Source organism: Vibrio ishigakensis, from assembly GCF_024347675.1.
In the GTDB taxonomy this organism is placed as follows: domain Bacteria; phylum Pseudomonadota; class Gammaproteobacteria; order Enterobacterales; family Vibrionaceae; genus Vibrio; species Vibrio ishigakensis.
The window spans coordinates 308,775-334,255 of record NZ_AP024881.1 but is presented as its reverse complement, the minus strand read 5'-3'; the positions used below and the strand labels follow the sequence as shown (position 1 = coordinate 334,255).

The window sequence follows — 25,481 nt, the reverse complement described above, 5'->3', positions numbered from 1 at the left end:
CCCAGAATTAGTTAAAGCCATTCTCTTTCGAGACAGTTGCAAACCACTCACCGCTCTTCTTCACTGAGCGCTGTTGCGTCTCAAGGTCTAGACGGTAGAAGCCGTAGCGGTTCTTGTATGCGTTTGACCAAGACCAATTATCGATAAAGGTCCATAGGTGATAACCAAAGCAGTTCGAGCCCTCTTGAATGCCCTTGTGAACCCACTCTAGGTGCCCACGAATGAACTCGATGCGATAGTCATCTTGGATCTGACCATCAACAAGAAACTTCTCCTCTCCTTCAACGCCCATACCGTTTTCAGAGATATAGCAAGGCAGGTTGCCGTAGTTCTCGCGCAGGTTGGTTAAGATGTCATACACACCCTTCTCGTAGATTTCCCAGCCGCGATGCGGGTTCATCTTGCGCCCCGGCATCTCGTAGGAATCGAAGAAGTGCTCTGGCATGAATGGCGCTTCTGGATGTACCGCATTCTCGCGAGCCTTAACACGGCGCGGCTGGTAGTAGTTCACGCCAAGCACATCCACCTTACCGGCTGCGATAGTCTGGCAATCAGACTCTTGAGTCTCAGGCAGTTGTCCGTGCTCTTTTAGAAGTTCTACCAACTCTACTGGGTATTCACCTTTCACTGCTGGGTCTAGGAAGCTACGGTTAAACATCAAATCACAGATGTTTGCGGCCTTCAGGTCTGCAGGGTTTTGCGAGCGTGGATAAGATGGCGTTAGGTTCAAGATGATGCCGATCTGCCCCTCTTGCTCAAGACTACGATAACGAATTACCGCTTCAGAGTGCGCAAGAATGGTGTGATACGCCACAGTTGCGGCACGCTTAAAGTCCACCACATTTGGATAGTGGAAGTCATATAGGTAACCACCCTCTACAGGCACGATAGGCTCGTTAAAAGTGAACCAGTTCTTCACTCGGTCACCGAATAGCTTGAAACAGGTTTCAGCAAACTCAGCGTAGGCAGTCACTACCTCACGGTTTTCAAAACCACCAATCTCTTGCATCGCCATTGGCATGTCGAAGTGGAATAGGCAGATAAACGGCTCAATCTCTTGAGCAATTAGCTCATCAATAACCTGGTTGTAGAAAGCTATCGCCTCTGGATTTACCTCACCGGTTCCTTGAGGGATAAGGCGAGACCAAGAGATAGAGGTTCTAAAGCTGCTGTGACCAATATCTTTCATCAGTTGGATATCGGCCTTGTAGTTGTTGTAGAAGGTCGAAGCCTCGGTAGCCGATACTCCATTGTGGAAACGGTTTGGTTGGTCTTTGTACCAATGGTCCCAGATGTTATCGCCCTTGCCGTGAGTAAATGCCTCACCCTCGGTTTGTGTTGCCGATGCTGCGCTTCCCCAGCTAAAACCTTGTGGAAATTGAAAGTTCATTGAATAAACCTCTTATTGGGGCGGCGGGGCCGCCCACTTATGTTTGGAAATAATGTTTAAGCAGTTGCTACTTCTGAGGTAGCTTGTTTTTCTTCTTCAGCGGCTTCTTGGTCGAGCAACTGTTTTTCATAGGCTTTTAGGAATGGCAGATACATGATTGCCGACATAGCCATACAGATGAAGCACATTATCACGGGACTGAATGCCCAGTTCGCTGCCCAAGATGCCCCGATAGGTCCAGGTGTTGTCCAAGGCGTTAGAGATACCACGCGTTCTACTAGGCCTAGGTCTAGGGCAAACCAAGCTAGGGTTGCGTTGACCATAGGGATCAAGATGAATGGCAGGAAGAACACTGGGTTCATGATGATCGGTGCACCAAATAGGATTGGCTCATTGATGTTGAAGATAGCTGGCACACTGCCCATCTTACCGATAGTGCGAAGGTGGATTGCACGGCTACGCATCAATAGGAAAGCTAGAGGTAGAGTCGAGCCTACGCCACCAATCAGTAGATAGTGATCCCAGAAGCCTTGTACAAAGATATGTGGAATCGCTTCGCCCGCTGCCATAGCCGCTTGGTTTACCGAAAGGTTCGCCATCCAAAATGGATTCATGATGCCTGTCACGATAAGTGCACCATGGATACCTGCAAACCAAAGGATCTGACACACAAGCACCGCTAGTAGAACCGCTGGCAAGGTATCCGATGCCGCAACCAAAGGCTGTACTAGAGACATAATCGCCTCAGGAATGATCATGCCTGTCTTAGCTTCGATGAATAGGTTGAGTGGGTGCAGAGTCAAGATGATTGCCATTACAGGAATCAGGATCTCGAATGAGCGAGCCACACCAGTTGGAACCTCAGGTGGTAACTTGATAGTCACGTTATTACGCTTCAAGAAGGCATACACCTCTGTTGCGTAAATCGCTGAAATAATTGCGGTAAAGATGCCTTGACCCGAGAAGTACTGCATCGAGATAGAGCCGTCTTGCAGCGGTGCTGCTACCAGCAAGAACGCCATTAGAGAAAGCAGGCCGGTAGTCACAGGGTCTAGATTGTGGTGCGTTGCTAGACTGGAGCCAATTCCCACCGCAATAAATACGGTCATGATCCCCATGCTGAGATTAAACGGTAGCATCAATTGCTCACGGTAGGTCTCAGAAAAACTCAGCCAGTTTTGGGCAAAACCCCAGGTGGTATCTGGCGAGAACGGAGGGAAGATAAACACTAACATGAATGAGCCAACAATCATGAAGGGTAGCGCTGCGATAAAGCCATCTCTTATAGAGGTGACGTATTTTTGTTGGCCAATCTTACCGGCAATCGGGGTTACCTTTTGCTCGATTACATTGACCATTTTGTCGTATAGGGCACTCATTGTTTTTCTCGTTTGTTATCTATTTTTGTTCACGTGAAAAGCGGATTAATCGATAAGTTCTAGTGCGAAATCCAACACCTTATCGCCCTTCTGCATGCCGTAATCCATCATGTTGATTGGCTCAACCTTGATGCCGTGCTTGTCGGCAACCTTCTGCAGATCTGCTTGCATGTATTTCACCTGAGGGCCCAGTAGCACTACCTCATAGTTGCCCACTTGGTTATTAAATTCAGCTGCACCAAAGGCCTTGATCTCAGCCTCGATTCCACGTTGCTCAGCAGACGCTTCCATTTTTTTAACCAGTAGCGAAGTCGACATTCCAGCTGAGCAGCAAAGCATAATTTTTTTCATTTTTGGTAATCCCCTGTTTAAGTACCTTTTTAATATTGCCCAAATGAAACCATTTGGAAACCGGTTTCCAAATGGTTTCATAACTAGTGTGATTAGGATCATTGAGATCCTTAAAAATCCGCCAAAATTCGTGATCGAACCGAAATAAAAGGGTCAACAAGGCGATATAGGTAAGGGGATATTTATCTATGAAACAGGAGATGTATAAGTTTTAGCAGTGGTGAATCAGGGGCTTACGGACCTATTGACGGCATAAATGTGCGCGGGGCGTGATTTTTAGTTTCCTTAGTTTCCGCCGAGTCCAATTGTTAGGTATCCTGCCAAGCAGATCATGATTAGGTAGCCCACAATGGATCAATCTCGTATTCGAGTCCTTGCTAGCAGTGTCGAGCAATATATTCAGCCTGTCGCCAAGGTATTGATGCGAAACAAACATCTGACTGCCATTCGTGATGGCTTTCAGCTAGCTATGCCATTTATCTTCGTTGGTTGCCTATTCGTTCCCATTTTGTTTCCACCGTTCAAACACGCCAGCAATGCCTTTGCTAGTGCTTGGTTAGACCTCAGCTACTCCCTTGGCAAAATCATTCTGCCTATGTATCAACTCTCCCTGGGGGTGGTTGCGCTGATCGTCTCATTCGGGGTCGCATCTAGCTTAGCTAAGCAGTATCAACTGCCTGAGCGACTGTCTGGGCTGACCGGTGCTATGGCTTTTCTATTGCTATCCGGCTTCTATGGCGATCGCAGTGAGGGCTTTGAATACCTTGGTGGTGCGGGACTTTTTACTGCGCTTATTGGTGCGGTATTTGCCGTTGAGATAATTCGCCTGTTTGTGAAGCAAGGCTGGATAATCAAGATGCCGGAAGAGGTGCCTATCCTCACCCAGCAGAGCTTTAAGCTCATCCTACCGATCACCGCCGTTATGCTAAGCATCTCGATATTCAATGCACTGGTTGAGGCACGCTTTGGATTGCATTTCCCGCAGTTGATTGAACAGCTTCTTACGCCTTTGGTTCTGGCCTCTGATAGCTTGCCAGCACTACTTGTAGCGATACTTATCTGTCAGTTGCTGTGGTTTATCGGTATCCATGGCTCATTGATAGTCACAGGTATTATGAATCCGTTCTGGATGTCGATGCTACTCAAAAACCAAGAAGCCTATGAGGCAGGTGCGGCGGTGCTCCCTCATATCTTTCTGCAAGGATTTTGGGATTTCTTTCTATTGATTGGTGGTGTGGGCTCTACCCTGCCACTGGTATATATGGCAATAAAGAGTCGCTCCCATCACCTCAAGTCAGTGGGAAAAGTGGGCGCAGTACCGTCACTGTTTAACATTAATGAACCGATTCTATTTGGTTTCCCGATCATACTTAACCCCTTGTTCCTGATACCTTTTGTGCTAGTTCCTATGCTAAACGCCACCCTAGCCTGGTATCTGACACAGTTTGGAATCCTAGATAGGGCCTTGGGCATTATTCCTTGGTCAGTACCTGCCCCGATAGGCGCCATGTGGACCGGAAACGGCAGCCTTGCCAATGGACTCATGGTTGTCCTTGCCATGGTCAACTCCTACTTTATGTACCTACCCTTCTTCCGCTCACACGAGAAGGTATTGCTTGAGCAACAAAAAGAGCGGGCAAAAAAAATCCGCGCCATGCGCGGATATTAGAATTGATCTTGAGTTGCGATTAGTCGCGTAGGTAAACCATCCAGTAATACATACCAACGAATACACCACCGCCGATGATATTACCTAGGGTAACTGGGATAAGGTTGTTCATCACAAAGCCCATTACGTTTAGGTCTGCGTAATTGGCAATGTTAGCACCCGTCATCTGCCAGAACTCAGCCGGTGCGAAGTTCTTGATAGCGATAGCCATAGGCACTTGGAACATGTTTGCGATACTGTGCTCAAAGCCAGAAGCAACAAACATAGCAACAGGAAGAATAAGCACAAGGATCTTATCGGTTAGCGAACGAGCACTGTAAGTCATCCAAACCGCAAGACAAACAAGCAGGTTACACATAACGCCAAGAGCGAGTGCTTGCCAAAAGGTGTGGTGCAGTTTGTGCTGAGAGATAGCCATGGCATTGAGGCCCATCTGACCTGCATCGCTCATGTACTCACGGGTTACCATCATAATACCAACTAGGGTAATAGCACCAACGAAGTTACCAAAGTAAACAACTGCCCAGTTCTTGAAAAGCTCACCCCAGGTAATGCGGCCGCTGGCTCGCGCAACCAGAGTAAGTACGCTACTGGTGAACAGCTCACCACCTGTGATAACCACAAGGATCAAACCTAGGCTAAATGCTAGACCACCAGCAAGCTTGCTCATGCCATAGGCCATATCTGCACTACCGGTAGTCACTACCGTATAGAACACGAATGCGATACCAATGTGGACACCAGCAGTAAGCGCTAAAAGGAAAGATTTAAACTGATTTTTCTTCGCTTTACTTGCCCCAGCCTCTGCAGCACGCTCTGCCATTTGAGGTGGTATAAATGAGTCGAAAGGGTTTAGATTTGAGTCCGCCATATTGCAATCTGTTCCATAATAAGAGGTCAAAGAGTACGCAGAATTTACTCCCACACCTTTTGATTGCAAATAGCCGTTTCTGCAACTTTATATTTACCTTTCCGAGAAGCACAGATTAAAACCCTAAATTTTATAGGGTTTGGTTAGCCCACAGGTACTACTTGCGCACCGGTAATACGATAACCCACCCCCATGCCATCGGTCTCAAACTCACTCATCTCAAGAGTGCCCTCAACCATAACCGCATCGAAGTAATAGCTCACCGGAACACCTTGCTCCAGCTTTATATGGATCATCTGATTGGCTGGCGGAGGCGGCACATGAATGCAAGCGCCAAAGAATGGCACCAAGATAAACTCATTGATGGTCTTGCGGTCACCATCTAGGGGCACAATAAAACCACCAATGCGCACCCCTTGATTATTGAGCGCGTGTTCCACACCCACCTCTTGTAACCCATATTCTTGAGTCACCGCCGGTGCACTCTCATCATGAAGTGGCATGGCTTTTAGTTGCTCTAGCCTAGCACTAAGCTTGGTTCGTTCCTGCTCAGGGATAAGATCCATCCACTGCAACTCTCTTACCTCCGCGCTCTGGGTAGTTTGATTACAGCCCACTAATAACAAGCTCAATAAAAGACAAATAACGACACTCAGGGCTTTGCTCAACATGGACTTAATTCGATTTGGCTCAAGGAAAGTTGGCTTTGCAAGATAGTTCAGCTTTATGAAAATGAGATTAAATCTTGAATAGGACATGGAGAACAATCAAAACAAACTCATCCCAACCTAAAGAATTGTGAGCTAATTATCTGTTTTTATTGAAAAATAATTTAGATTAAATGCTCTATGCAAAAGAAAATAAAGGGTTAGATTTTATTTCAGACTCGCTTTATCTTCTAAAACGACGGGATTGAATAGGCTTTTAGCCCTAGGAAATATCGCAAGTAACTGAATTTTTTCAAATTAGTACTTAATAGATATTGTTTCATATATGTACAACAGGGTAGTATTCAACATAAAGAACACCGTTCCATAAAGGAGAATAATTATGATCAGAAATATAGAGCCCATGACTCGGGTATTTTCTATGGTTCTGGCTATTTTCTTTGGAATGGGTGGTCTCGCCAAACTGCTAGGTGTGCGTGTAATGCATTACCCTTTTGTCGAGCTCGGGCTCTCCTCTTGGTATGGCTACCTGATAGCGATAATGGAGGTGAGTTTTGCAGTTGGTGTGTTGGTGAAGTCGTTTGCCTCTATGTCGGCACTGGGTATGACAGTGGTCATCCTTGGGATCACCTACTATCACTGGAGTTACTTTCCGCTGAATGCCGTCATACCCGATATTGTTTTGTTGTTGCTGGCTATCTTCGTTAGCTATGTACGTCATGATGATTGTATTACTGTGGATCAAGAGCGCTTTGCTGATCCTACTTAAACACTAAGCTATCTCTGCCCTCTAGGCTGATCTGAGAAAGGTTTTCTACACAGCGATCAGCTTGATGCAAAACATCTGCATCAAAATGACTAAGAATCCCCACCACCGACATCTTGGCATTCACTCCAGCTAGCACACCCGCAGGTGCATCTTCAAATACGATGCAATCGCTCGGGGTTAATCCAAGCTGCTCCATCGCCATGAAGTAAGGTCTTGGATTTGGCTTGCCCTGCTCCACATCATCTTTGGTAATGAATACCTCAGGGGTTGGCAAACCTGCGGCTTTAACTCGGGCATGAGCAACTTTTTCTGTACCCGAAGTCACTATGCCCCACTTTATATCTAGCTGTTGCAACTGTTGGATAAACTCAAGCGTCCCTGGCAATGCAACCACACCTTCCACATCGTTCACCTCGGTCTGCTCTAGCCATAGACATTCTTGCTCGATCAGCTCGGGAGTCGCCTGTGGCAATAGCTGCGTAATTGAATCTACCGCCGGCTTACCGTGAATAAACTCTAGGGTGTGTTTTACATCTAGGTCATTTCGTTGAGCCCATTTTCTCCAGCTGCGCATCACAGACTCATAGGAGTCCACTAAGGTTCCATCTAGGTCAAACAGTAAGCCTTTAAATTTCATAATCATTCCTCAACTAAAAACATCTTCGGCAACTCGGTGTGTAGCCACTCTCCTACTACACCAAATCCAGTATCGCGACGACGAATCAAACCCACTTCGGTGGTTTCACTCAGAGGCAGGCTTTTAAGGCTCAGCGCCTTTAGCGCCTTCACATAAAACTCCGAGTTAACAATATGCTCGGGTATCAGGGCCCAGCCTAAACCATTGCCAACTAAATCACCGATTACGTAATAACTATCGATATACCAATGGTCAGCCACCAGCGGTTTATCCCGACCTCGACCAGTTTTGTCACAGATAACAAACTGTCGATATTTTTGCAGATCTGAAAGGCTCGGTGACTTGATATGCGTCAGTGGATGGTCGTTTGATACCACCAAACGCATTTGATATTGCCCTAGGGCCGTAAATTCGAGCTGTGCATCTATCTCTTTAGTGCGAAACAAGATACCCATAGCGGCTTTTTTCTGTAGCACGTATTGGGAGATGTCATCCCTAGAGCCGTTGATAATGGTGAGCTTAAGATGGGGAAACTTTTTGGCAAGGGCAATGATGACCGGCTGAAAGGCCAATACCTGCACCGCTTCATCAAAGGCCAGCACCAACTCAATCTCTTCCTCTCGAGAAGCGGTCAACGCCCGAGATTGCAAACGCTCTGCCTGCTCTAAAACCGCCTTTGCCTCCAGAAGCATCTCATGTCCTAGAGCCGTTAATTCAGGTAATCGCCTACTACGGTCAAAAAGCTCAAAGCCAAGATCAGTCTCTAAATTAGCGACCGCCGTACTCACCCGAGATTGCGCCTTGTCTAACTTTCTTGCTGCTGCCGAAAATGAGCCTAGCTCAGCGGCCATCACAAATGCCTGCAGTTGGTCTAATGTCCAGTTCACGCTCACCTTCCATCCGAATAGCGGATAGTAACTAACTTTTATTAATCATATTTTGATAGATAATAGTGTCAAATTTATTCATAACCTTTTGAAACATGACCATTGAAGCGATTAAAAAAGATGAATCTGTAAGCCGAGTATTCTGGCGCTTTGCTATACCTTCGGTAGCTGCCATGCTCATCAATGGCCTGTACCAAATTATCGATGGGATCTTCGTTGGTCATTACGTAGGTTACGCGGGCCTTGCTGGCATCAACATGGCTTGGCCTATCATAGCAACCATAATGGGCTTTGGTATCCTTGCGGGTATGGGCGCAGGCAGCCTGATCTCTATGGCTCGTGGCGCCGGTGACACACCTCAAGCCCAGCGAGTGCTTAACACGACTATTGGCCTATTACTGCTGTTTTCGGCTCTTTCGATACCTATCGTCTTGTTCTACGGTTACGAGCTATTGCAACTGCAAGGTGCGAGTGGTGATTCACTCAAGCACGGCTTCGACTATATCAATATCTTCAGTTATGCCGCGCCGTTTGCCATCATGGCTGCAGCCATGCCTATCTTGGTTCGCAATGATGACAGTCCTAAGGTCGCTACAGTACTCACCATCTTAGGTGCTGTGCTCAATATCGGTTTAGACTATTTGTACCTTGGTATTCTAGGGCAAGGGCTTCAGGGAGCGGCCATTGCAACCGCTATCTCTCAATCTATCGTTGTTATGCTTGGACTAATCTACTTCTTCACCCCAATGGCGAAGATACGTATTACCAAGCTGAGTATTGAAATCAAATCAGCCATAGAGATCTGTAAACTGGGCAGCTCAAGCCTAATGATGTTCGCTTATTTCTCATTTGTTATCGCGCTACATAACTTGCTACTGATGAAGTATGGCAGTGAGATACATGTGGGTGCGTTCGCCATCATTGGCTATATCGCAACCCTATACTATCTATTTGCCGAGGGTATCGCGTCGGGCATGCAACCACCGGTGAGCTACGATTATGGCAATCAAAGACCTGAGCGCGTAAAACAGACAGTCGCTCTGGCGAGTAAAGTGATTCTGATCTCTGGTGTGGCGACTGTGATCTTGTTGAACCTGTTCCCAGAGTTCTTTATCTCACTGTTCGCAGCGCAAGATGAAGCATTGCTGAGCGCAACAGTTGAAGGACTCAGACTGCACCTCAGCATGCTATTTTTAGATGGGTTCTTGTTCCTTGCCTCTGTCTACTTCATGGCTGTAGGTAAAGGGGGTAAGGCGCTGTTCGTATCTATGGGTAATATGCTGGTGCAATTCCCATTCCTATACTTAGCACCGCAGTGGCTAGGAGTAACTGGAGTATGGCTAGCGGTGCCGCTTTCAAACCTAGCGCTAACCCTAGTAGTTGCACCTATGCTGTGGAAAGACCTGAAGGAATTACTCATTCCAGATCTGGAAATGACTCCAGCAGCGCAAACCACATAGAAAAATGGCTCCTTTCGGAGCCACTTTTTTTAGATAACTGTTTTCAGATAATCCAGCATACCGGTGATAGCTGCAACCTGAGCTCTGTTGCACTCCTCAGGAGTTGCCTTTGAGCTGTCCGGATATACCTCTGTGGTTGTGGTGTACTGTGCGCCAGTAAAGCCTGCACACAAACCCAGTTTCTCTAACGGATAGTTGATCACACCAAACTGAACCACAGGAGAGCCAATGATGGTACCGTCTGGGTCTGCTGGCGCAATATGAGTCACTTTAGACACTGACTCGATCACTGCCTTTTGCAGTTCTGGCTGAGGATTTTCAGTATCGCCTACTGTGTAGAAACCATCAGGGATAGAACCTTCAAAGAAATCTAGACCATCACGAGCGGCTAGTGCTGGACGGAATTCTTGCTCATCACTGTCGGTAGTCTCATGCAGATCGATGTGCGCTAGGATCTCAATGCCAAGGTCTTTTACAAACTTCATCACTTGAGCAGACTCAGGTGCTGGGCTGTTTTCAACAAAAGAACGGTTTGGATCGATAGCTTCAGGGTTCCAACGGTTGATGATCTCGTAGCCCCAAGGCGAAACGCACGGCGCCACGATAAGGTTGAACTGCTCTAGGTATTGGGGCGCAGTTTCTTTAAGAAAAAGCAGAGCACCATGAACACCACTGGTCTCATAACCATGCACACCACCTGTAACTAGAACCGTCGGCTTGCTCGCATCCCAAGACTTAGATTTGAAACCATACAAAGGGTACGGACCCGATGGATAGGCTAGCTCACCATATTGCACACGCTCAAACTCATCACCAATAGTATCCATCTTGGTGACAACCTCTTGTTGATAAGAGCGCTGAATCTGGCGACTCTCACGCCACTGTAGAACTTCTTTCTCTGTCCATTTTTGTCCAGGTGTACCGATTGGGTAAGTGTGTGCTTGCTGCATTATGGGGCTTCCTTTGTAATAAGTATGCGGGCTAGCCTATCACACTCCTAAAGGTAAGATTAATACGCTCCATGTTAACTTTTCTCATTTTTGGCAGGCTGTGCTTCCAATATTCTTGCAATTGACCACCCATAGTAAAAAGATCACCATGATCCAAAAGGTACTCAAGAGTCTCTCCGCTGGACTTGTGCCTTAGTAAGAAACGCCTGCTCGCACCTAGGCTCACCGAGGCTATCACCGGGTTTACACCTAGCTCCTTCTCATTGTCACTGTGCCAACCCATATAGTCCTCACCGTTGCGGTAAAGATTAACTAGTACAGAGTTAAAGTGAACATCGCACACAGATTCGATTCTAGATTTAATGAATAAAAGCTCGGGAGTCCAAGGGGTTGGCTGCATAGTGAGACCCGAATAGGTGTAGCTGGCATCACCACACCAGGCCTGTAATCTAGGCTGAAGAACGGATTTGCCAAACATCTTTATCGAGCGTTGTTCCCAAGGAAGCTCTGCCCTTAGAGCTTTAAACAAATGGTCAGATTCTTGGTGCGAGAAGAAGTTCGGTTTAAATAAGATCTCTCCCTGCTCTACCTGTTGCCAATCTGCTCTCATTATTGCTCCCTGCTTGAAATAAAAAGTCGGACACTGGGTCCGACTTCAATCTAATTAAAATGCACCAAGATAACTCTTGATGGCCGATAGCCTTAAAGTGGCGCCACCTAGCATATCGATAGGACCAAGCAGGCTAAATGGTTTCTTAGCACTTACCCACGCCGAACCGCGCGCACCCACTGGTATATCTATACCCTCTGGCTCTTCAAATTCGATCAAAATCGTACGGCCGATATTACGTGAGTTACGGAAAATCTGCTGTGCAACGTTAGACTCACCACTAAAGTGGGTACCCTGCGCTTCACCCGTTGCACCAGTCAATGAGTGCACTCGGCCACGGAAGATATGACCCGGATACGCATCTACATAGAACTCCGCAAACTGCCCTTTTTCAATCTTTGACCACAGCTGATCCGGCACACGCATCTCTAGAATTTTAGTATCTGTATTCCAGATCTGAACGTTACCAAATCGAGACCCTGCCGCGGTATCTAGCCTGGTGACCACACCATCGAACGGCGCGCGTACCACTAGACGATCTTTCTCAAAGTTAACCTGATCGATCTTCGCTTCAATAGAGGCTTTTTGGTGCTCGATATTGGCGATCTGAGCCTTGATTTCCATCTGCTGGAAGTAGATCTGGTCAATCTTGGCCTGAAGTACTAATAGCTCAAGTTTTTGGTCTTCTAACATGCCCTCAGCATTCTCAATATCACGAGGGGAGTAAGCATCCTTAGTAGACTTCATACGCTCGATATCGCGCTTGGTCTGCTTGATCTTAACCTTGATCTGGGACTTTCTGGCCTCAAGCTCATTACTAATATCGATGGTCTTCAGCTTAGCCTTTAGCTCGGCTGAATTGTCGGTCATCGCCAACTGGGCTTCTAAGTCAGCAAGCTGATTCTCTTCATTATTGTCCACTAAGGTATAGAGAATTTGCCCCTTCTTCACCTTCTGGTTGTGGTCAATAAAATAGGTTTCGACTGAATCTGTGGCTGGACTCAAGATAGCTGACTGGGCACGGACGACCGCACTGTTGGTCAGGTCCACTGGCGAGTAGTGCCTGTGAGCAAAATACACCGCCACATTCATCGCAACGCCTATGAAGATCATGATGCCGTAGTTAACCTTAGTCGGCTTAACTAGCTTGGTCTTAATCAGTAACCAGCAGATAAAGATATAGGGATAGAGTAACTCTTTCATTATACGGCTCTCCCTTTAATAACATTGGCAATCTTGCTCCAATCGGTTACCACGATAAGGATGGCAGCAATCCACAACCAGCCCCAAAAGAAACCAAGCATACAAAGCCAAAACACCAATTTTGCCTGTCCAGTATGTTCAGAGTGTTTCTTTGGCATAGAGTGCACCACCCAATAACCCCAGACTGCAAGGCTTAGGGTTAGCAGGGTCATGGCTGCCAAAAAGCCCATAAATACAGGCTTATCAAACAGCTTTGCCTTTAAAGGTGAGACGTTTGTCCAATACTCTGCAGGGATATCATTGCCATGCACGGTAAAGGCTAAACCAAAGAACTTAGCTAGACCGAGGAAAGCCAAGATACCCACTAGGATATAGACCTTCTTTTTATGCTTAGCCCACATAGGCGCCTCCCAATATTGAGAGGAAATTAGGGTTATTCAGTGTCATAGCTCGCACCAACCTCGAAGTTAAGAAAAGGAATTGGGCGAATTTTTACTCAACGAGCCTAATTACACATACCCATTTTGCGCCATAACCTGTAAGTCGTGGTATCAGATGGCAATGCTATTGACCTGGCTCAAGTATGCAGTTCCATAAAAAAAGGCCCTCAAACCGAAGTTCAAGGACCTTTCCACGGGAATTTATCTATTTAAGAAAGGGGGTTAGCCTTCACTCTGTTCTGATTTCTTGTCTTCAGACTCCATCTCAGCCAGCTTAGCCTCTAACTCTTTGATCTTAATCTCTGCTTCTAGCTCAGCTACACGCTTCTCCGCATCAGAGCGATTATCTTGGCTCAAACCATCAGCTTGGATTTGGCTTCGCTCTGTTTGGCGCGCATCATCCACATCTTTCATCGAGCCTGCTACACCGCCTGCTACAGCACCCGCTGCCGCGCCTTTAGCTGCCAGACTCGCATCACCAGTCAAAGCACCGGCTGTTGCACCAAGCAGTGCACCGCCAACCGCACCTCGGTTGCGACTCGCATTCTTATTCTCAGCATCCAGTGCATCATTAGAGGCACAGCCTGTCACGGTGAACAGTGAAGCCAAAAGTAAAAGTAGAGTAGATTTAGAGCGAATTTTCATAGCAACCTCGTTGTCTCTGGTAACGGTGCCTATTTAACCACCAGCCTGAGATTCAAAATAGATCGCAAAGAATATAGCTGATATTTCTTTAATAAATATCCACGCCTCGTGACTGATATTTATATTTAAAATATCTGATCGCTAGTTGACGCTAATGATTGCCAAGTCACATCTCCTTACATTAAGCGCATCAGATTCCACGACACAAAGAGAGATATGATGAAACGTCTTCCATTGTCACTAGCAATCATTACTGCACTTACCGCTACAACTTCAATTGCTTCAACCAGCGCAAGTGAAGCCCTACCGAACTTTAATGCCGAGTCCAAGCAAGCGACCGAATACACGACAGAGTTCAACAACTCTCTACGTAGCCAGCTTAACTTTGCTGATAAAAAAGACTTCGACCTAGCCGACAAGGGCTTTATCGCTCGTGAGGATAACCTAAAGATCATGAGCAAAGATGGCAAAAAGGTTGCTTGGGAACTGGGTAGCTATGAGTTCCTATTAAAAGGCAAAGACTTCGATAGCATCCATCCAAGTATGCAGCGTCAAGCGGTGCTGAACATGAAACACGGTCTGTATAAAGTGCGTGATGGCGTGTATCAGGTGCGTGGCTACGACTTGGCTAACATCACCTTCGTTCGTTCAGACAACGGTTGGATCGTATTTGACCCACTGACTATTCCAGAAACGGCAGAGGCAGCATATAAGCTATTTAAAGAGAACACTCCCGGTGGCGACCTACCAATCAAAGCCGTAGTTTATTCTCACTCACACGCTGACCACTTTGGTGGTGTCAAAGGCATCGTATCTCAAGCGCAAGTGGACGCGGGTGAGGTAGAGATCATCGCACCGCGCGGTTTCACCAAGCACTCTATCTCTGAAAACGTACTAGCCGGCACCGCGATGGCTCGTCGAGTGCTATATCAATACGGTACTTCGCTTGAAAAAGGAGCACAAGGTCAGGTAGATGCGGCTATTGGTAAGAGTGTAGCCTCTGGTGAACTGTCTCTGATCGTACCAACTATTGAGGTACAAAAAGATATCGCTTCGGTTGAAGTAGATGGTCTAGAGCTAGTAATGCAGAATGCTCCTGAGACAGAAGCGCCATCTGAGATGAACACCTATATCCCAGAGTACAAGACCTACTGGGGAGCAGAAACTACCGTTGGTGGCCTTCATAACCTATACACGCTGCGCGGCGCATTCGTGCGTGACTCACTGCAGTGGGCAGATGTAATCAATGAAGCCCTGTATGAATTTGGTCATAAATCAGAGGTGCTTATCGCCTCTCACAGTTGGCCACGCTGGGGCAATGACAACGTGGTGGACTTCCTTGAGAAGCAGCGTGATATGTATGGTTACCTGCACGATGAGTCCCTGCGTCTGGCAAACCACGGTGTAAACATCAACGATATCCAAGATGAGTTTGTGGTACCTGATGCCCTAGCCAACGAATGGTATCTGCGTGGCTATCACGGTTCTTACCATCGTAATGCGAAAGCAGTGATCAATAAGTACCTTGGCTATTTTGATATGAACCCAGCCAACCTTATTCCGCACAATACCACTGAATCTGCAAAGCGTTATGTAGAAGACTTCGGTACAGAAAATATCATGCGTGCAGGCTTTGACGCTTACCAACGTGGTGACTATCGCTGGTGTGCAGAGATCGTAAACAAGGTGGTATTTGCTGAGCCAGAAAACAAGCAAGCGCGATTCCTACAAGCAGACTGTCTAGAACAGCTCGGCTATCAGAGTGAGTCTTCTGGTGAGCGCAACGTATTCTTGGTGGGTGCGGATGAGCTTCGCCGTGGCATCGTCAAGGGTGCATCAACCAAGACCGCCTCTGCTGACATGATTCAAAACATGCCAACCGAAGACTTCCTTAACTATATGGGTGTACGTCTAAACGGTCCAAAAGCCGTTGCCGATAAGTTTGAGATGCGTGCGAATTTGGTAATTCAAGATGAAGAACAGAAGTTTGCTATCGAAGTTAAGAACGGCCGCATGAGTTCTATCGAAGGCTATGATGTGCAAAACCCGCACTTTAGCTTGAGCATGGAACGTAAGACCCTAGACAAGCTTCTTACCCAACAAGCCACCATGCAACAGCTGATCAAGTCAGGTGAGATTCAAGCAAATGGTGAGCTAGAGAAATTGGGCGAACTGACGGCTTACCTAGATAACTTCGAGATGTACTTTAACGTTATCGAGCCTCAAGACCATTCAGACTATAGCGTAGGTTACTCAAGCACAGGTGAATCGCCAATCAACAGATAATAATAACAGCGTCATTGGCTGACTTATGGCCCCGCAAGGGGCCTTTATTAGTACAGAGGACATACCATGAAGTCGATTATCACTATCGCCGCGATTACCGCCCTTTTCTCTTCTAGCCTGTTTGCATGTGTCATGGATGGTGTGGGCACAGGAGCGCTATATACAGTGCCAAAGCAAACCTTTTCCGTTCAACTTGCCACCCACAAAGCCCTAAAAGAGCAAAAGTTTTCAGCAGCTCAAGGAGCCAGGTACGACCAAAAGATGATGATGTTGGTGTATCAACTCAAGCAACGCATGCAAGGTAAACTAAATCCCGCAATTCAAGGCAGTTGGTATCTGTTTGAAACCAGCGAAGGGCACTACCTTAGACTCGATATCAATGAGGGTAAATTAGACATCAAGCAGCATGAAGTACCCGCTGGTGATGTAGAGGATGCCATCCTAATCGATGTGGATACATTGGCGGCAATACTGCAGAATCAAATAAGCCTTGAGCAGGCCAAACAACTCGGTGTTATTCACCTGCCACAAGATATAGAAGGTTTACTTCAAAGCTAGGGCTTTATGCCCAATGCCTTATGCATCACCTTAGTGACATGCTCTCTCAGCCATTGGTTGGCTGAGTTGTCACTCAAGCGAGTGTTCCACACAAGATAGGTGTGGTATTTATTCTCCTCAAACGGAAACGGCAAGATATCCAGATTAAAGATATCTTTGTACTGCTTAGCTAGGTGCATGGGAACCGTGCCTACCGCTTCACTTTGCGATACTGCCCCCATAATACCGACCAAAGAGGCATGCTCACTGTATACCTTGCGCATAGGTAGCACCTCGCTCACCAGCATACCCACAAAAGAAAGGCTATGGCGACGAAGATTTAGCATGGCATGCTTCTCTGCCATATAGCTCTCTTTGCTAATGGTATCTTGGGTCAGCCTTGGGTGGTCCTTTCGAACCACGCAGCAGAGCAGATTGTCGGTTAACAGTTGAGACTGATAGATTCTAGAAGACGGCTTGATGACGTCTAAAACCAAATCGACCCTGTCATCACTTAGGTGCTCATAAATCTCTTGCTCTGTAGGCGGCAACTCTTTGACTATTACTTCTAGCCCTTCCGGCATAGGGTTGTCTTGCAGCACTTGTTGCAAGATATACAACAGCCCCTCATTACAGTACACCTCGAAGCTTCGCAGACTCTGCTCTGGCTCAAAGGTCTCAATACCCGAAAGGGATCTCTCGATATCCAACAGTGGCATTGAGACTCGTTGATAAAGGTCTTGAGCAAAACGGGTCGGCTTGATGCCTCGCCCTGTGCGAGAAAAGAGCTCCTGACCTGCCCCTTCTTTTAGTCTCGCCAAAGCGTTACTCACCGCAGACTGGGTCATATCCAGCTCATCGGCTGCTTTGGTTACCGACTGACTGCGATAAGCAGCCACAAACACCCGCAAAAGGTTCAGGTCAAAATGTTTACTCTTGGTTCTCATAGATTCTCATCAGCTGGGAAGGTGACACCAGTTTGGCGACGTATCTCAGTGATCAGTTTAGACACAGTTAGCGCGCGCTGTTTAGCTTCTTCTTTTATCTCACCATTTTTTACGCAATCTGCGAACGCAAGCGCCTCGTAGTACATAGGGTTTGAATGCTGCTGCTGAGTGAGGTCAATCGGTGCTTTGTTTCTTTGATGAAATGAAACCGTGTTGCATAGAGCTATCATGTCCGTTTGCAATGTGCCTTTTTCTCCCTGTACCTCACAAGGCAAGAAACTGTCATTAACCTTAGAGTGAGTCAAAACCGCATCAAATTCACCATAGTTAAGAATCACGCTACCGTGGCCATCCACACCTGTGTCCAACTTAACCGCATCCGCCTTAACCGACTTTGGTTCACCAAAAAGAGCAACTGCTGCTGAGACACAGTAGAAGCCGATGTCCATTATGGAGCCATTAGAGAAAGCAGGATTGAAGGTATTTGGGTTCTTCCCATCGAGATACTTTTGATAGCGAGAAGAATATTGGCAATAGTGGATATTGGCCTTTCTCACCTGCCCTAGGCGCTCTAGGTTCTGCTTTAGTACCGCAAAGTTTGGCAGATACTCAGACATGTACGCCTCAAACAGCACCACACCACAACGCTCTGCTACCTCAAACATCTGCTTGGCAAGTGGGAAGTTGGATGCCATTGGCTTTTCAACGATGACGTGCTTCCCCGCTTCCATCATCTGCATCGCTTGAGGAGCGTGTAGCGAGTTAGGGCTCGCAATATAAATGCAGTCAGCCTCACTACTCGCGAGCTCTTCTAGATCAGTAAAGGTTCGAGTGACATCAAACTTGCTAGCAAACGCTTTGGCTGAGTCTTGATTGCGAGAATAGACCGCGAACAGTTCAAATTGATGGGTATCTAGGGCTGCGCGCACAAAGCGCTCGGTGATCCAGTTGGTGCCAACGATGGCCAGTTTCAACATCTTTTCCTACCTTGGAGCATTTTGATTTCGAGGCACTATAGCACGCTAGGGGTCGTCAAATTTGAGCAAAACTGGGGGTAATAATTATTTCATTGTTAAAAATAAATATTTTGCGCTAAAACCTTGTTCTAAGACAAATCTGAGCCGTGAATTCAGTCTCGTAAGGTGTTAGAATCCGACACCATCAAGAAATTTTATTACATTTCTCATTTTGTCTATTACTTCACTGAAAATGTGAGCAAAAGCAAAAAACTGAGAGATGAACCGCTTTAGAATCGGCTTCAAAGCTGTTTTCAAAGCAAAATTCGTCAGAATTTCCCAATAGGGTCCTGGTAACCGTACAGGCACAGCGATGTAAGTGCTGACGGTAAATTTTGTAATTTAATTACAAATGAAGTAATATAGCCGCCAGTATCCTATTTGAACTTACATAATACTTACCGGAGAGTATTTTCCATGAAAAAGACCAAAATCGTATGTACGATTGGCCCTAAAACTGAGTCTGTAGAGAAGCTAACTGAGCTAGTGAACGCTGGCATGAACGTAATGCGTTTGAACTTCTCTCACGGTGACTTCGCTGAGCACTCTGCGCGTATCGAGAACTTCCGCACAGTAATGGCGAACACAGGTAAGCAACTAGCTATCCTACTCGACACTAAAGGTCCAGAAATCCGTACTATCAAGCTAGAAGGCGGCAATGACGTTGATCTAGTAGCTGGTCAAGAGTTCACATTCACTACTGACACTTCTGTAGTTGGTAACAAAGAAACTGTAGCGGTAACTTACGCTGGTTTCGCTAAAGACCTAACTGCTGGTAACACTATCCTAGTAGACGACGGTCTAATCGAAATGGAAGTGCTTTCTACTACTGAAACTGAAGTTAAGTGTAAAGTTCTTAACAACGGTGCACTAGGCGAAAACAAAGGTGTTAACCTTCCTGGCGTATCTGTACAGCTTCCAGCTCTTTCTGAGAAAGACAAAGCTGACCTTAAGTTCGGTTGTGAGCAAGGCGTTGATTTCGTTGCTGCTTCTTTCATTCGTAAAGAAGAAGACGTTAAAGAAATCCGTGAGCTTCTAAACGCGAACGGTGGCGAGAACATCCACATCATCTCTAAGATTGAGAACCAAGAAGGTGTAGACAACTTCGACGCTATCCTTGAAGCTTCTGACGGCATCATGGTTGCTCGTGGTGACCTAGGTGTTGAAATCCCAGCTGAAGAAGTAATCTTCGCTCAGAAGATGATGATTGAGAAGTGTAACCGCGCTCGTAAGATGGTTATCACTGCAACTCAAATGCTTGACTCAATGATCCAAAACCCACGTCCTACTCGTGCGGAAGCTGGTGACGTTGCGAACGCAGTAATGGACGGTACTGACGCAGTAATGCTTTCTGGTGAAACTGCTAAAGGTAAGTACCCAGTAGAAGCTGTTACTATCATGGCTCAAATCTGTGCACGTACTGACGGCGCTCTAAAAGCTGAACTAGGTTCTCGTCTAGACAGCCCACGTCTACGTATCACTGAAGCTGTATGTAAAGGCGCTGTAGACACTGCTGAGAAGCTAGCTGCTCCTCTAATCGTTGTTGCTACTGAAGCTGGTAAGTCTGCACGTTCTGTACGTAAATACTTCCCAACTGCAAACATCATTGCTGTAACTACTAACACTAAGACTGCTGCTCAGCTAGTTCTAACTAAAGGTGTTACTCCAGTAGTTGTTGACTCTATCGAGAGCACTGATGCGTTCTACATGGCTGGTAAAGAGATTGCTCTTGAGACTGGTCTTGGTAAGAAAGGCGACATCGTAATCATGGTTTCTGGTGCACTAGTTGCTTCAGGCACTACTAACACTGCTTCTGTACACGTACTGTAATTTACAGACCTGTTTAGATGCTAAAAAGAGAGCCAATTGGCTCTCTTTTTTTGTTTTCTTAGAAAAGAAAATTAATAAGCGAACAGCTCTCGCCTATGGGTGTTCATCAGAAGCGCCATCGCCAGAAAATAGATAGGGTTCACCGTCATACCCATCAACATCAAGCCACTAACGATCAATCGAACAAACGCACTCTTTAGCATATCTCGCCTCTTCTTCTAACCAGAGCACAATTCCGTTTCTGTCTGGGCGATTAAAATTTGCACGAATCTTATCGGTTAAATTTCAAACAATCAAGCACCTTCAACTGAGTATTAGTTTTCACTCAAATTTTTGCACTAAAAAAGCCACTCCTTTTCAGAAGTAGCTTTTGTTGTATCACAGTTTTGTTTGGGTGTGATTAAGGCTTGAGTGTACGCTCACCACGAGCAATACCTACTACTCCGCTTCGAGCCACCTCAATAACATCGGTGATCTCTGATACCGCCTTGATAAAGGCATCCAGCTTCTCACTGGTACCCGCAAGTTGAACCGTATACTGAGATGCCGTCACATCCACTATCTGCCCTCGGAAGATATCTGCGGTACGCTTTACCTCTGCACGAGCAAAACCTGATGCCTTGAGCTTCACCATCATCAGCTCGCGCTCGATGTGTTCAAACTCAGTGACTTCTTGCACCTTGAGCACATCGATAAGCTTATGCAGTTGCTTTTGGATCTGCTCTAGCTGAAGCTCATCGGTCTCAGTGGTGATGTTTAGACGCGATAGGGTTTCATCATCAGTCGGAGATACGGTCAGGGATTCGATGTTGTAACCACGTTGAGAAAACAGACCTACAACGCGAGACAGGGCCCCTGATTGGTTTTCCATTAACAGCGAAATAATGTGTCTCATGTTAGGTTCTCTCCGTCTTGCTCAACCACATCTTATCCATACCCTCGCCTTTGATCTGCATTGGGTATACGTGCTCTGTCTCATCTACGCTGATATCCACAAACACCAGCCTGTCTTTCATCGCCAACGCCTTCTCAAGGCCCGACTCTAGTTCATCTGGAGATTGGATTCTGATACCCACGTGACCATAGGCCTCAGCGATAGCGGCAAAGTCTGGTACTGAGCTCATATATGAGTTGGAGTGACGACCTTGATAGATGATGTCCTGCCACTGCTTAACCATACCTAAAAAGCGGTTGTTCAGGTTGATGATCTTAACTGGAATATCGTATTGCAGCGCAGTAGATAGCTCTTGAATATTCATCTGAATACTGCCATCACCGGTTACCACCACTACCTCTTCTTCAGGGTGAGCGAACTTAACTCCCATACCAGCAGGCAGGCCAAAGCCCATGGTGCCTAAGCCACCAGAGTTGATCCAACGACGTGATTTCTTGAACGGATAATAAAGCGCTGCAAACATCTGATGCTGACCCACATCCGATGCCACATAGGCATCACCATTGGTCAATTTGTGCAGGGTTTCAATAACCTGTTGTGGCTTGATACGCTCTGTAGAGGTTTCATAAGAAAGACACTCTTTCTCACGCCAGGTCTCGATCTCGCTCCACCAGGTATCCAGTGCCTCTTTATCGTTGCGCGCGTCATTAGTGCTCAGCAGTGAAGTTAGACTTTGCAGTACCTTCTCCGCTGAACCCACGATCGGTAAATCTACACGTACGTTCTTCGAGATAGAAGAAGGGTCGATATCGATGTGGATAACCTTAGCGTTTGGACAATACTTCTCTAGGTTGTTGGTGGTACGGTCGTCAAAGCGTACACCCACACCGAAGATAAGGTCGGCATTATGCATCGCCATATTGGCTTCATAGGTACCATGCATGCCTAGCATGCCCAGAGAATTCTTGTGCATTCCTGGGAAGGCACCAAGTCCCATTAGCGTACTTACTACAGGGATATTCAGTTCTTCAGCAAGCTGAACTAGGTATTCGTCAGATTCGGAGATTACCGCACCACCACCAACGTAAAGGACAGGTTTCTTCGCCTCAAGAAGCGCTTTCAAGGCTTTCTTGATCTGTCCCTTGTGACCCGAGGTCGTCGGATTATAAGAACGCATCTTAACCGACTCAGGGTACTCGTATGGCAGTTTGATTAGCGGATTCATCACATCCTTTGGCAGGTCGATAAGCACAGGGCCTGGGCGACCGGTGGATGCAATATAGAATGCTTTTTTAATAGTCTCTGGGATGTCTTCAGCGCGCTTGACTAGGAAACTGTGTTTTACCACAGGTCGAGATACACCCACGATATCGCACTCTTGGAAGGCGTCATTACCGATAAGATTGTTCGGTACGTTGCCGGTGATCACTATCATAGGGATAGAGTCCATATAAGCGGTTGCGATACCTGTGATAGTATTAGTTGCGCCAGGGCCAGAGCAGGTCATAACCACGCCAGGCTTACCTGTGGCGCGGGCATAGCCGTCTGCCATGTGGGTAGCCGCTTGCTCATGTCGAACCAACACGTGTTTGATCTGATCTGACTTTGCGTGAAGGGCATCGTAGATGTCGAGAACTGAACCGCCCGGATAGCCAAAGATTTGCTCTACTTGTTCTTCAATCAATGACTGGACGACCATCTCAGCGCCGGATAGCATTTCCATTAACTTCTCCTTACCGTCATTAGCCCATTGGGTGTATGAACTAAGCGGTTTGACATAGTTTAGGGCTTATTCGTAGCCTAATCGTGAAATCCTCGCTTCCTCAAGGGCGATGAGCCCATGTGGAGCCTGTTCTTACTATGTTTCTGAACCTGCCATAGCAGATGCAGAATAACCTGTTCAAGATAACGCTTTTAACCCACAAATGTCTACGTAAAAAACACAATTCATTAACAGGGTTTCACAGAAACTGGTTTTCGAGGTGAAGAGCATTAATAACCCATTGATATAAAACAAAAAGGCCACTGAGGTTATTCACACTCAGTGGCCTTTAAATCTTCAGTATTTAGAAATTAATGCTTAGGTTTTGCCTTATGATTGCCACCTTCAGCATACATATCTTCAATTTCTTCCTGATAACGCTCGTTGATCACTTTACGACGAAGCTTCTGAGTCGGGGTTAGTTCACCCTTCTCCATTGAGAACGCTTTAGGTAACAGCTTGAACTTCTTGACTTGCTCAAACTTCGCTAGGTTCTGCTGAAGCTCAGCAACGCGCGCCTCAAGCATCTCAACGATCTGGCTGTGCTTGATCAGGTCGACCTTGTCGTGATACTTGATATTCAGCTCTTTGGCGTGCTCTTCTAGCGCTTCATAGCTTGGAACAATCAATGCGGATACAAACTTACGCGTATCTGCAATAACCGCGATCTGCTCGATAAAGTGATCTTTACCGATAGTGCCTTCAACTACCTGAGGCGCAATATACTTACCGCCTGAGGTTTTCATTAGCTCTTTGATGCGATCGGTAATGAATAGGTTGCCATTGTCGTCAAAATGACCTGCATCACCGGTTTTCAAGAAGCCGTGTTCATCAAAGGTCTTTGCTGTTTCTTCAGGAAGCTTATAGTAGCCGCGCATTACCATAGGACCACGAACTAAGATTTCATTGTTCTCGCCAATCTTCACCTGAGCACCCGGCATAGAGGTACCGATGGAATCTGGGTTAAATGCTGGCTCATCCCAACAAGAAACGGTTGCAGTAGTCTCTGTCATACCATAGCCAAGCTTGACGTTTAGACCCAGAGCGTGGAAGAAGCGACCGATAGTCTCGTCCAGTTTCGCACCACCACACGGCATCATCTTAATACGTCCACCCAGCAGTTCACGAAGCTTAGCTAGCACTAGTTTATCCGCTAGAGCATGGCTCTTCTTCAGCATCACCGAAGGCTCACGGCCCTCTTGCTTACATAGTGCCATACGTGCGCCCATGTTCACCGCCCAAGTAAACATAGCTTTTTTCACGAATGAAGCGCGAGATACTTTTTCATGGATAGCAGAGAAGATCTTCTCGTAGAAACGCGGTACCGCACACATTACCGTAGGCTTAACCTCACCTAGGGCTTCACGCACCTGCATGGTGTCGATTAGATAGCAGTTAGTGGCGCCTTTATACAGCACGTACATGGTCCAAGCACGCTCGAACACGTGAGAAAGCGGGAGGAAACACAGAGATACGTCATCTTCGCCTAGGCTCAATCTCTCGTCATGGCCTTTCAGCTGAGAAGCGAAGTTGGCGTAATCGAGCATTACACCCTTAGGTTGACCTGTTGTACCTGAGGTATAGATAAGGGTTACTAAGTCATCTAGGTTAGCATCTTCGATACGTTGGTCCAGGTCTTGCTGCAACTCCGGCTTTTCAGCTAAGGCTTGTTGACCTTGCTCAATGAAGGCATCCCAAGACAGAACATTTGAGTGTTCGCCAAGGTTGATGTCCTCGCTCATTGCCACGATAAGCTCTAGTTGAGGGCATTCATCGAAGATAGATACGGCCGCATCGTACTGCTCTTGTTCACCAACAAACAGCACCTTAACGTCCGCATTTTCAATTACATATGCAGATTGCTCTGCGGTATTGGTTGGATAGATAGGCACAGTCACTAGGCGTGCTTGCAGCGATCCCAAATCAGCCATGCTCCACTTCGGCATGTTGTTGGAATTGATACCTACCTTATCTTGAACACTCAATCCTTGAGCCATCAGAGCCAGCGATACAGCATCCATTTGCTGTCCAAATTGCTTCCAAGAGATACCTTGCCAATCACCCCCAACCTTGTGTTTTAGGGCGATCTTATCTCCTCCGTCAATGGCGCGCTGACGTACTTTTTTGACAATATGAAACTCTGTGATGGTCATAACCTTACCTTTTGGCTTACACCTGTAAGCTGAGTGAGCGCCTAGTCTACATCCGAGTAAATAAAACGCAATTATATTGCGTTGAACGCTATACAAAATGCGACATCCGCCACGTTCTCTTTTCCC

Annotated in this window: 24 protein-coding genes; 6 read left to right on the top strand and 18 right to left on the bottom strand. The window is 46.6% G+C overall.

The window, feature by feature from the left end:
* Positions 1 to 7: 7 nt before the first annotated feature.
* From Pcarn_RS01645 to Pcarn_RS01635, 3 genes are read right to left on the bottom strand one after another with little or no spacing between them, the layout of a single operon-like run.
* Entirely contained in the window at positions 8 to 1,390 is a 1,383-nt protein-coding gene (locus Pcarn_RS01645; RefSeq protein WP_261834673.1) for a glycoside hydrolase family 1 protein, read from the bottom strand.
* A gap of 56 nt (positions 1,391 to 1,446) precedes the next feature.
* The gene (locus Pcarn_RS01640) at positions 1,447 to 2,769 is read right to left on the bottom strand and encodes a PTS sugar transporter subunit IIC (protein WP_261834672.1); all 1,323 of its coding nucleotides are present in this window, start codon (positions 2,767 to 2,769) and stop codon (positions 1,447 to 1,449) included.
* A gap of 45 nt (positions 2,770 to 2,814) precedes the next feature.
* Complete coding sequence (locus tag Pcarn_RS01635; protein WP_261834671.1) at positions 2,815 to 3,120, bottom strand: PTS sugar transporter subunit IIB; 306 nt, start codon at positions 3,118 to 3,120, stop codon at positions 2,815 to 2,817.
* Between the two features lie 349 nt (positions 3,121 to 3,469).
* On the opposite strand from Pcarn_RS01635, the gene Pcarn_RS01630 reads away from it, so the two are divergent.
* Positions 3,470 to 4,789, top strand: coding sequence for a PTS sugar transporter subunit IIC (locus tag Pcarn_RS01630; protein ID WP_261834670.1), 1,320 nt, complete (start codon positions 3,470 to 3,472; stop codon positions 4,787 to 4,789).
* Between the two features lie 19 nt (positions 4,790 to 4,808).
* On the opposite strand, the gene focA is transcribed toward Pcarn_RS01630, so the two are convergent.
* Complete coding sequence (gene focA, locus Pcarn_RS01625; protein ID WP_261834669.1) at positions 4,809 to 5,660, bottom strand: formate transporter FocA; 852 nt, start codon at positions 5,658 to 5,660, stop codon at positions 4,809 to 4,811.
* A 143-nt stretch (positions 5,661 to 5,803) separates the two neighbouring features.
* Entirely contained in the window at positions 5,804 to 6,331 is a 528-nt protein-coding gene (locus tag Pcarn_RS01620) for a DUF3299 domain-containing protein (RefSeq protein ID WP_261834668.1), read from the bottom strand.
* 379 nt (positions 6,332 to 6,710) lie between these two features.
* Here Pcarn_RS01620 and Pcarn_RS01615 point away from each other — a divergent pair, with 379 nt between their 5' ends.
* On the top strand, positions 6,711 to 7,097 hold the full coding sequence (locus tag Pcarn_RS01615) for a DoxX family protein (protein WP_261834667.1): 387 nt from the start codon (positions 6,711 to 6,713) through the stop codon (positions 7,095 to 7,097).
* Here Pcarn_RS01615 and Pcarn_RS01610 read toward each other — a convergent pair.
* A complete protein-coding gene (locus tag Pcarn_RS01610; RefSeq protein ID WP_261834666.1) occupies positions 7,090 to 7,734 on the bottom strand; it encodes an HAD-IA family hydrolase in 645 nt (214 codons plus the stop codon). The genes Pcarn_RS01615 and Pcarn_RS01610 overlap by 8 nt on opposite strands.
* A gap of 2 nt (positions 7,735 to 7,736) precedes the next feature.
* Complete coding sequence (locus tag Pcarn_RS01605) at positions 7,737 to 8,621, bottom strand: LysR family transcriptional regulator (RefSeq protein ID WP_261834665.1); 885 nt, start codon at positions 8,619 to 8,621, stop codon at positions 7,737 to 7,739.
* 95 nt (positions 8,622 to 8,716) lie between these two features.
* Here Pcarn_RS01605 and Pcarn_RS01600 point away from each other — a divergent pair, with 95 nt between their 5' ends.
* Complete coding sequence (locus tag Pcarn_RS01600) at positions 8,717 to 10,081, top strand: MATE family efflux transporter (protein WP_261834664.1); 1,365 nt, start codon at positions 8,717 to 8,719, stop codon at positions 10,079 to 10,081.
* A gap of 29 nt (positions 10,082 to 10,110) precedes the next feature.
* Here the strand turns inward: Pcarn_RS01600 and Pcarn_RS01595 are convergent, their stop codons facing one another.
* The 5 genes from Pcarn_RS01595 to Pcarn_RS01575 all read right to left on the bottom strand — a co-directional run bounded on the left by Pcarn_RS01595 (position 10,111) and on the right by Pcarn_RS01575 (position 13,929).
* A complete protein-coding gene (locus Pcarn_RS01595) occupies positions 10,111 to 11,031 on the bottom strand; it encodes a M14 family metallopeptidase (protein WP_261834663.1) in 921 nt (306 codons plus the stop codon).
* Positions 11,032 to 11,062: 31 nt separating this feature from the next.
* Positions 11,063 to 11,641, bottom strand: a complete 579-nt coding sequence (locus Pcarn_RS01590; RefSeq protein WP_261834662.1) for an alpha-ketoglutarate-dependent dioxygenase AlkB family protein — start codon at positions 11,639 to 11,641, stop codon at positions 11,063 to 11,065.
* Positions 11,642 to 11,695: 54 nt separating this feature from the next.
* Positions 11,696 to 12,844, bottom strand: a complete 1,149-nt coding sequence (locus Pcarn_RS01585; protein WP_261834661.1) for an HlyD family secretion protein — start codon at positions 12,842 to 12,844, stop codon at positions 11,696 to 11,698.
* Positions 12,844 to 13,245: a hypothetical protein gene (locus Pcarn_RS01580; RefSeq protein ID WP_261834660.1), complete on the bottom strand. Its 402-nt coding sequence runs from the start codon at positions 13,243 to 13,245 to the stop codon at positions 12,844 to 12,846. The genes Pcarn_RS01585 and Pcarn_RS01580 overlap by 1 nt, the downstream gene beginning before the upstream one ends.
* A 261-nt stretch (positions 13,246 to 13,506) precedes the next feature.
* Positions 13,507 to 13,929, bottom strand: a complete 423-nt coding sequence (locus Pcarn_RS01575; protein ID WP_261834659.1) for a glycine zipper domain-containing protein — start codon at positions 13,927 to 13,929, stop codon at positions 13,507 to 13,509.
* Positions 13,930 to 14,145: 216 nt separating this feature from the next.
* Between Pcarn_RS01575 and Pcarn_RS01570 the strand changes: the two genes are divergently transcribed.
* Together Pcarn_RS01570 and Pcarn_RS01565 are read left to right on the top strand one after the other, a co-directional pair.
* Positions 14,146 to 16,215 (top strand): alkyl/aryl-sulfatase, encoded by a 2,070-nt coding sequence (locus Pcarn_RS01570; protein WP_261834658.1) that lies wholly within the window; start codon positions 14,146 to 14,148, stop codon positions 16,213 to 16,215.
* Positions 16,216 to 16,281: 66 nt separating this feature from the next.
* The gene (locus Pcarn_RS01565; protein WP_261834657.1) at positions 16,282 to 16,773 is read left to right on the top strand and encodes a hypothetical protein; all 492 of its coding nucleotides are present in this window, start codon (positions 16,282 to 16,284) and stop codon (positions 16,771 to 16,773) included.
* On the opposite strand, the gene Pcarn_RS01560 is transcribed toward Pcarn_RS01565, so the two are convergent.
* Positions 16,770 to 17,699, bottom strand: a complete 930-nt coding sequence (locus tag Pcarn_RS01560; protein ID WP_261834656.1) for a LysR family transcriptional regulator — start codon at positions 17,697 to 17,699, stop codon at positions 16,770 to 16,772. The genes Pcarn_RS01565 and Pcarn_RS01560 overlap by 4 nt on opposite strands.
* Positions 17,696 to 18,676: a Gfo/Idh/MocA family protein gene (locus tag Pcarn_RS01555; RefSeq protein WP_261834655.1), complete on the bottom strand. Its 981-nt coding sequence runs from the start codon at positions 18,674 to 18,676 to the stop codon at positions 17,696 to 17,698. Before Pcarn_RS01555 ends, Pcarn_RS01560 begins: the two co-directional genes overlap by 4 nt.
* A 456-nt stretch (positions 18,677 to 19,132) precedes the next feature.
* Between Pcarn_RS01555 and pykF the strand changes: the two genes are divergently transcribed.
* Entirely contained in the window at positions 19,133 to 20,545 is a 1,413-nt protein-coding gene (gene pykF / locus Pcarn_RS01550; RefSeq protein WP_261834654.1) for a pyruvate kinase PykF, read from the top strand.
* Between the two features lie 71 nt (positions 20,546 to 20,616).
* Here pykF and Pcarn_RS01545 read toward each other — a convergent pair whose 3' ends face one another.
* The 4 genes from Pcarn_RS01545 to Pcarn_RS01530 all read right to left on the bottom strand — a co-directional run bounded on the left by Pcarn_RS01545 (position 20,617) and on the right by Pcarn_RS01530 (position 25,355).
* Positions 20,617 to 20,748 carry a hypothetical protein gene (locus tag Pcarn_RS01545; RefSeq protein WP_261834653.1) on the bottom strand — a complete coding sequence of 44 codons (132 nt, stop codon included), beginning with the start codon at positions 20,746 to 20,748 and terminating at the stop codon, positions 20,617 to 20,619.
* A gap of 197 nt (positions 20,749 to 20,945) precedes the next feature.
* On the bottom strand, positions 20,946 to 21,440 hold the full coding sequence (gene ilvN, locus Pcarn_RS01540) for an acetolactate synthase small subunit (protein WP_261834652.1): 495 nt from the start codon (positions 21,438 to 21,440) through the stop codon (positions 20,946 to 20,948).
* A gap of 1 nt (position 21,441) precedes the next feature.
* On the bottom strand, positions 21,442 to 23,163 hold the full coding sequence (locus tag Pcarn_RS01535; protein WP_261834651.1) for an acetolactate synthase 3 large subunit: 1,722 nt from the start codon (positions 23,161 to 23,163) through the stop codon (positions 21,442 to 21,444).
* Between the two features lie 350 nt (positions 23,164 to 23,513).
* Positions 23,514 to 25,355: an AMP-dependent synthetase/ligase gene (locus Pcarn_RS01530; RefSeq protein ID WP_261834650.1), complete on the bottom strand. Its 1,842-nt coding sequence runs from the start codon at positions 25,353 to 25,355 to the stop codon at positions 23,514 to 23,516.
* Positions 25,356 to 25,481 lie beyond the last annotated feature (126 nt).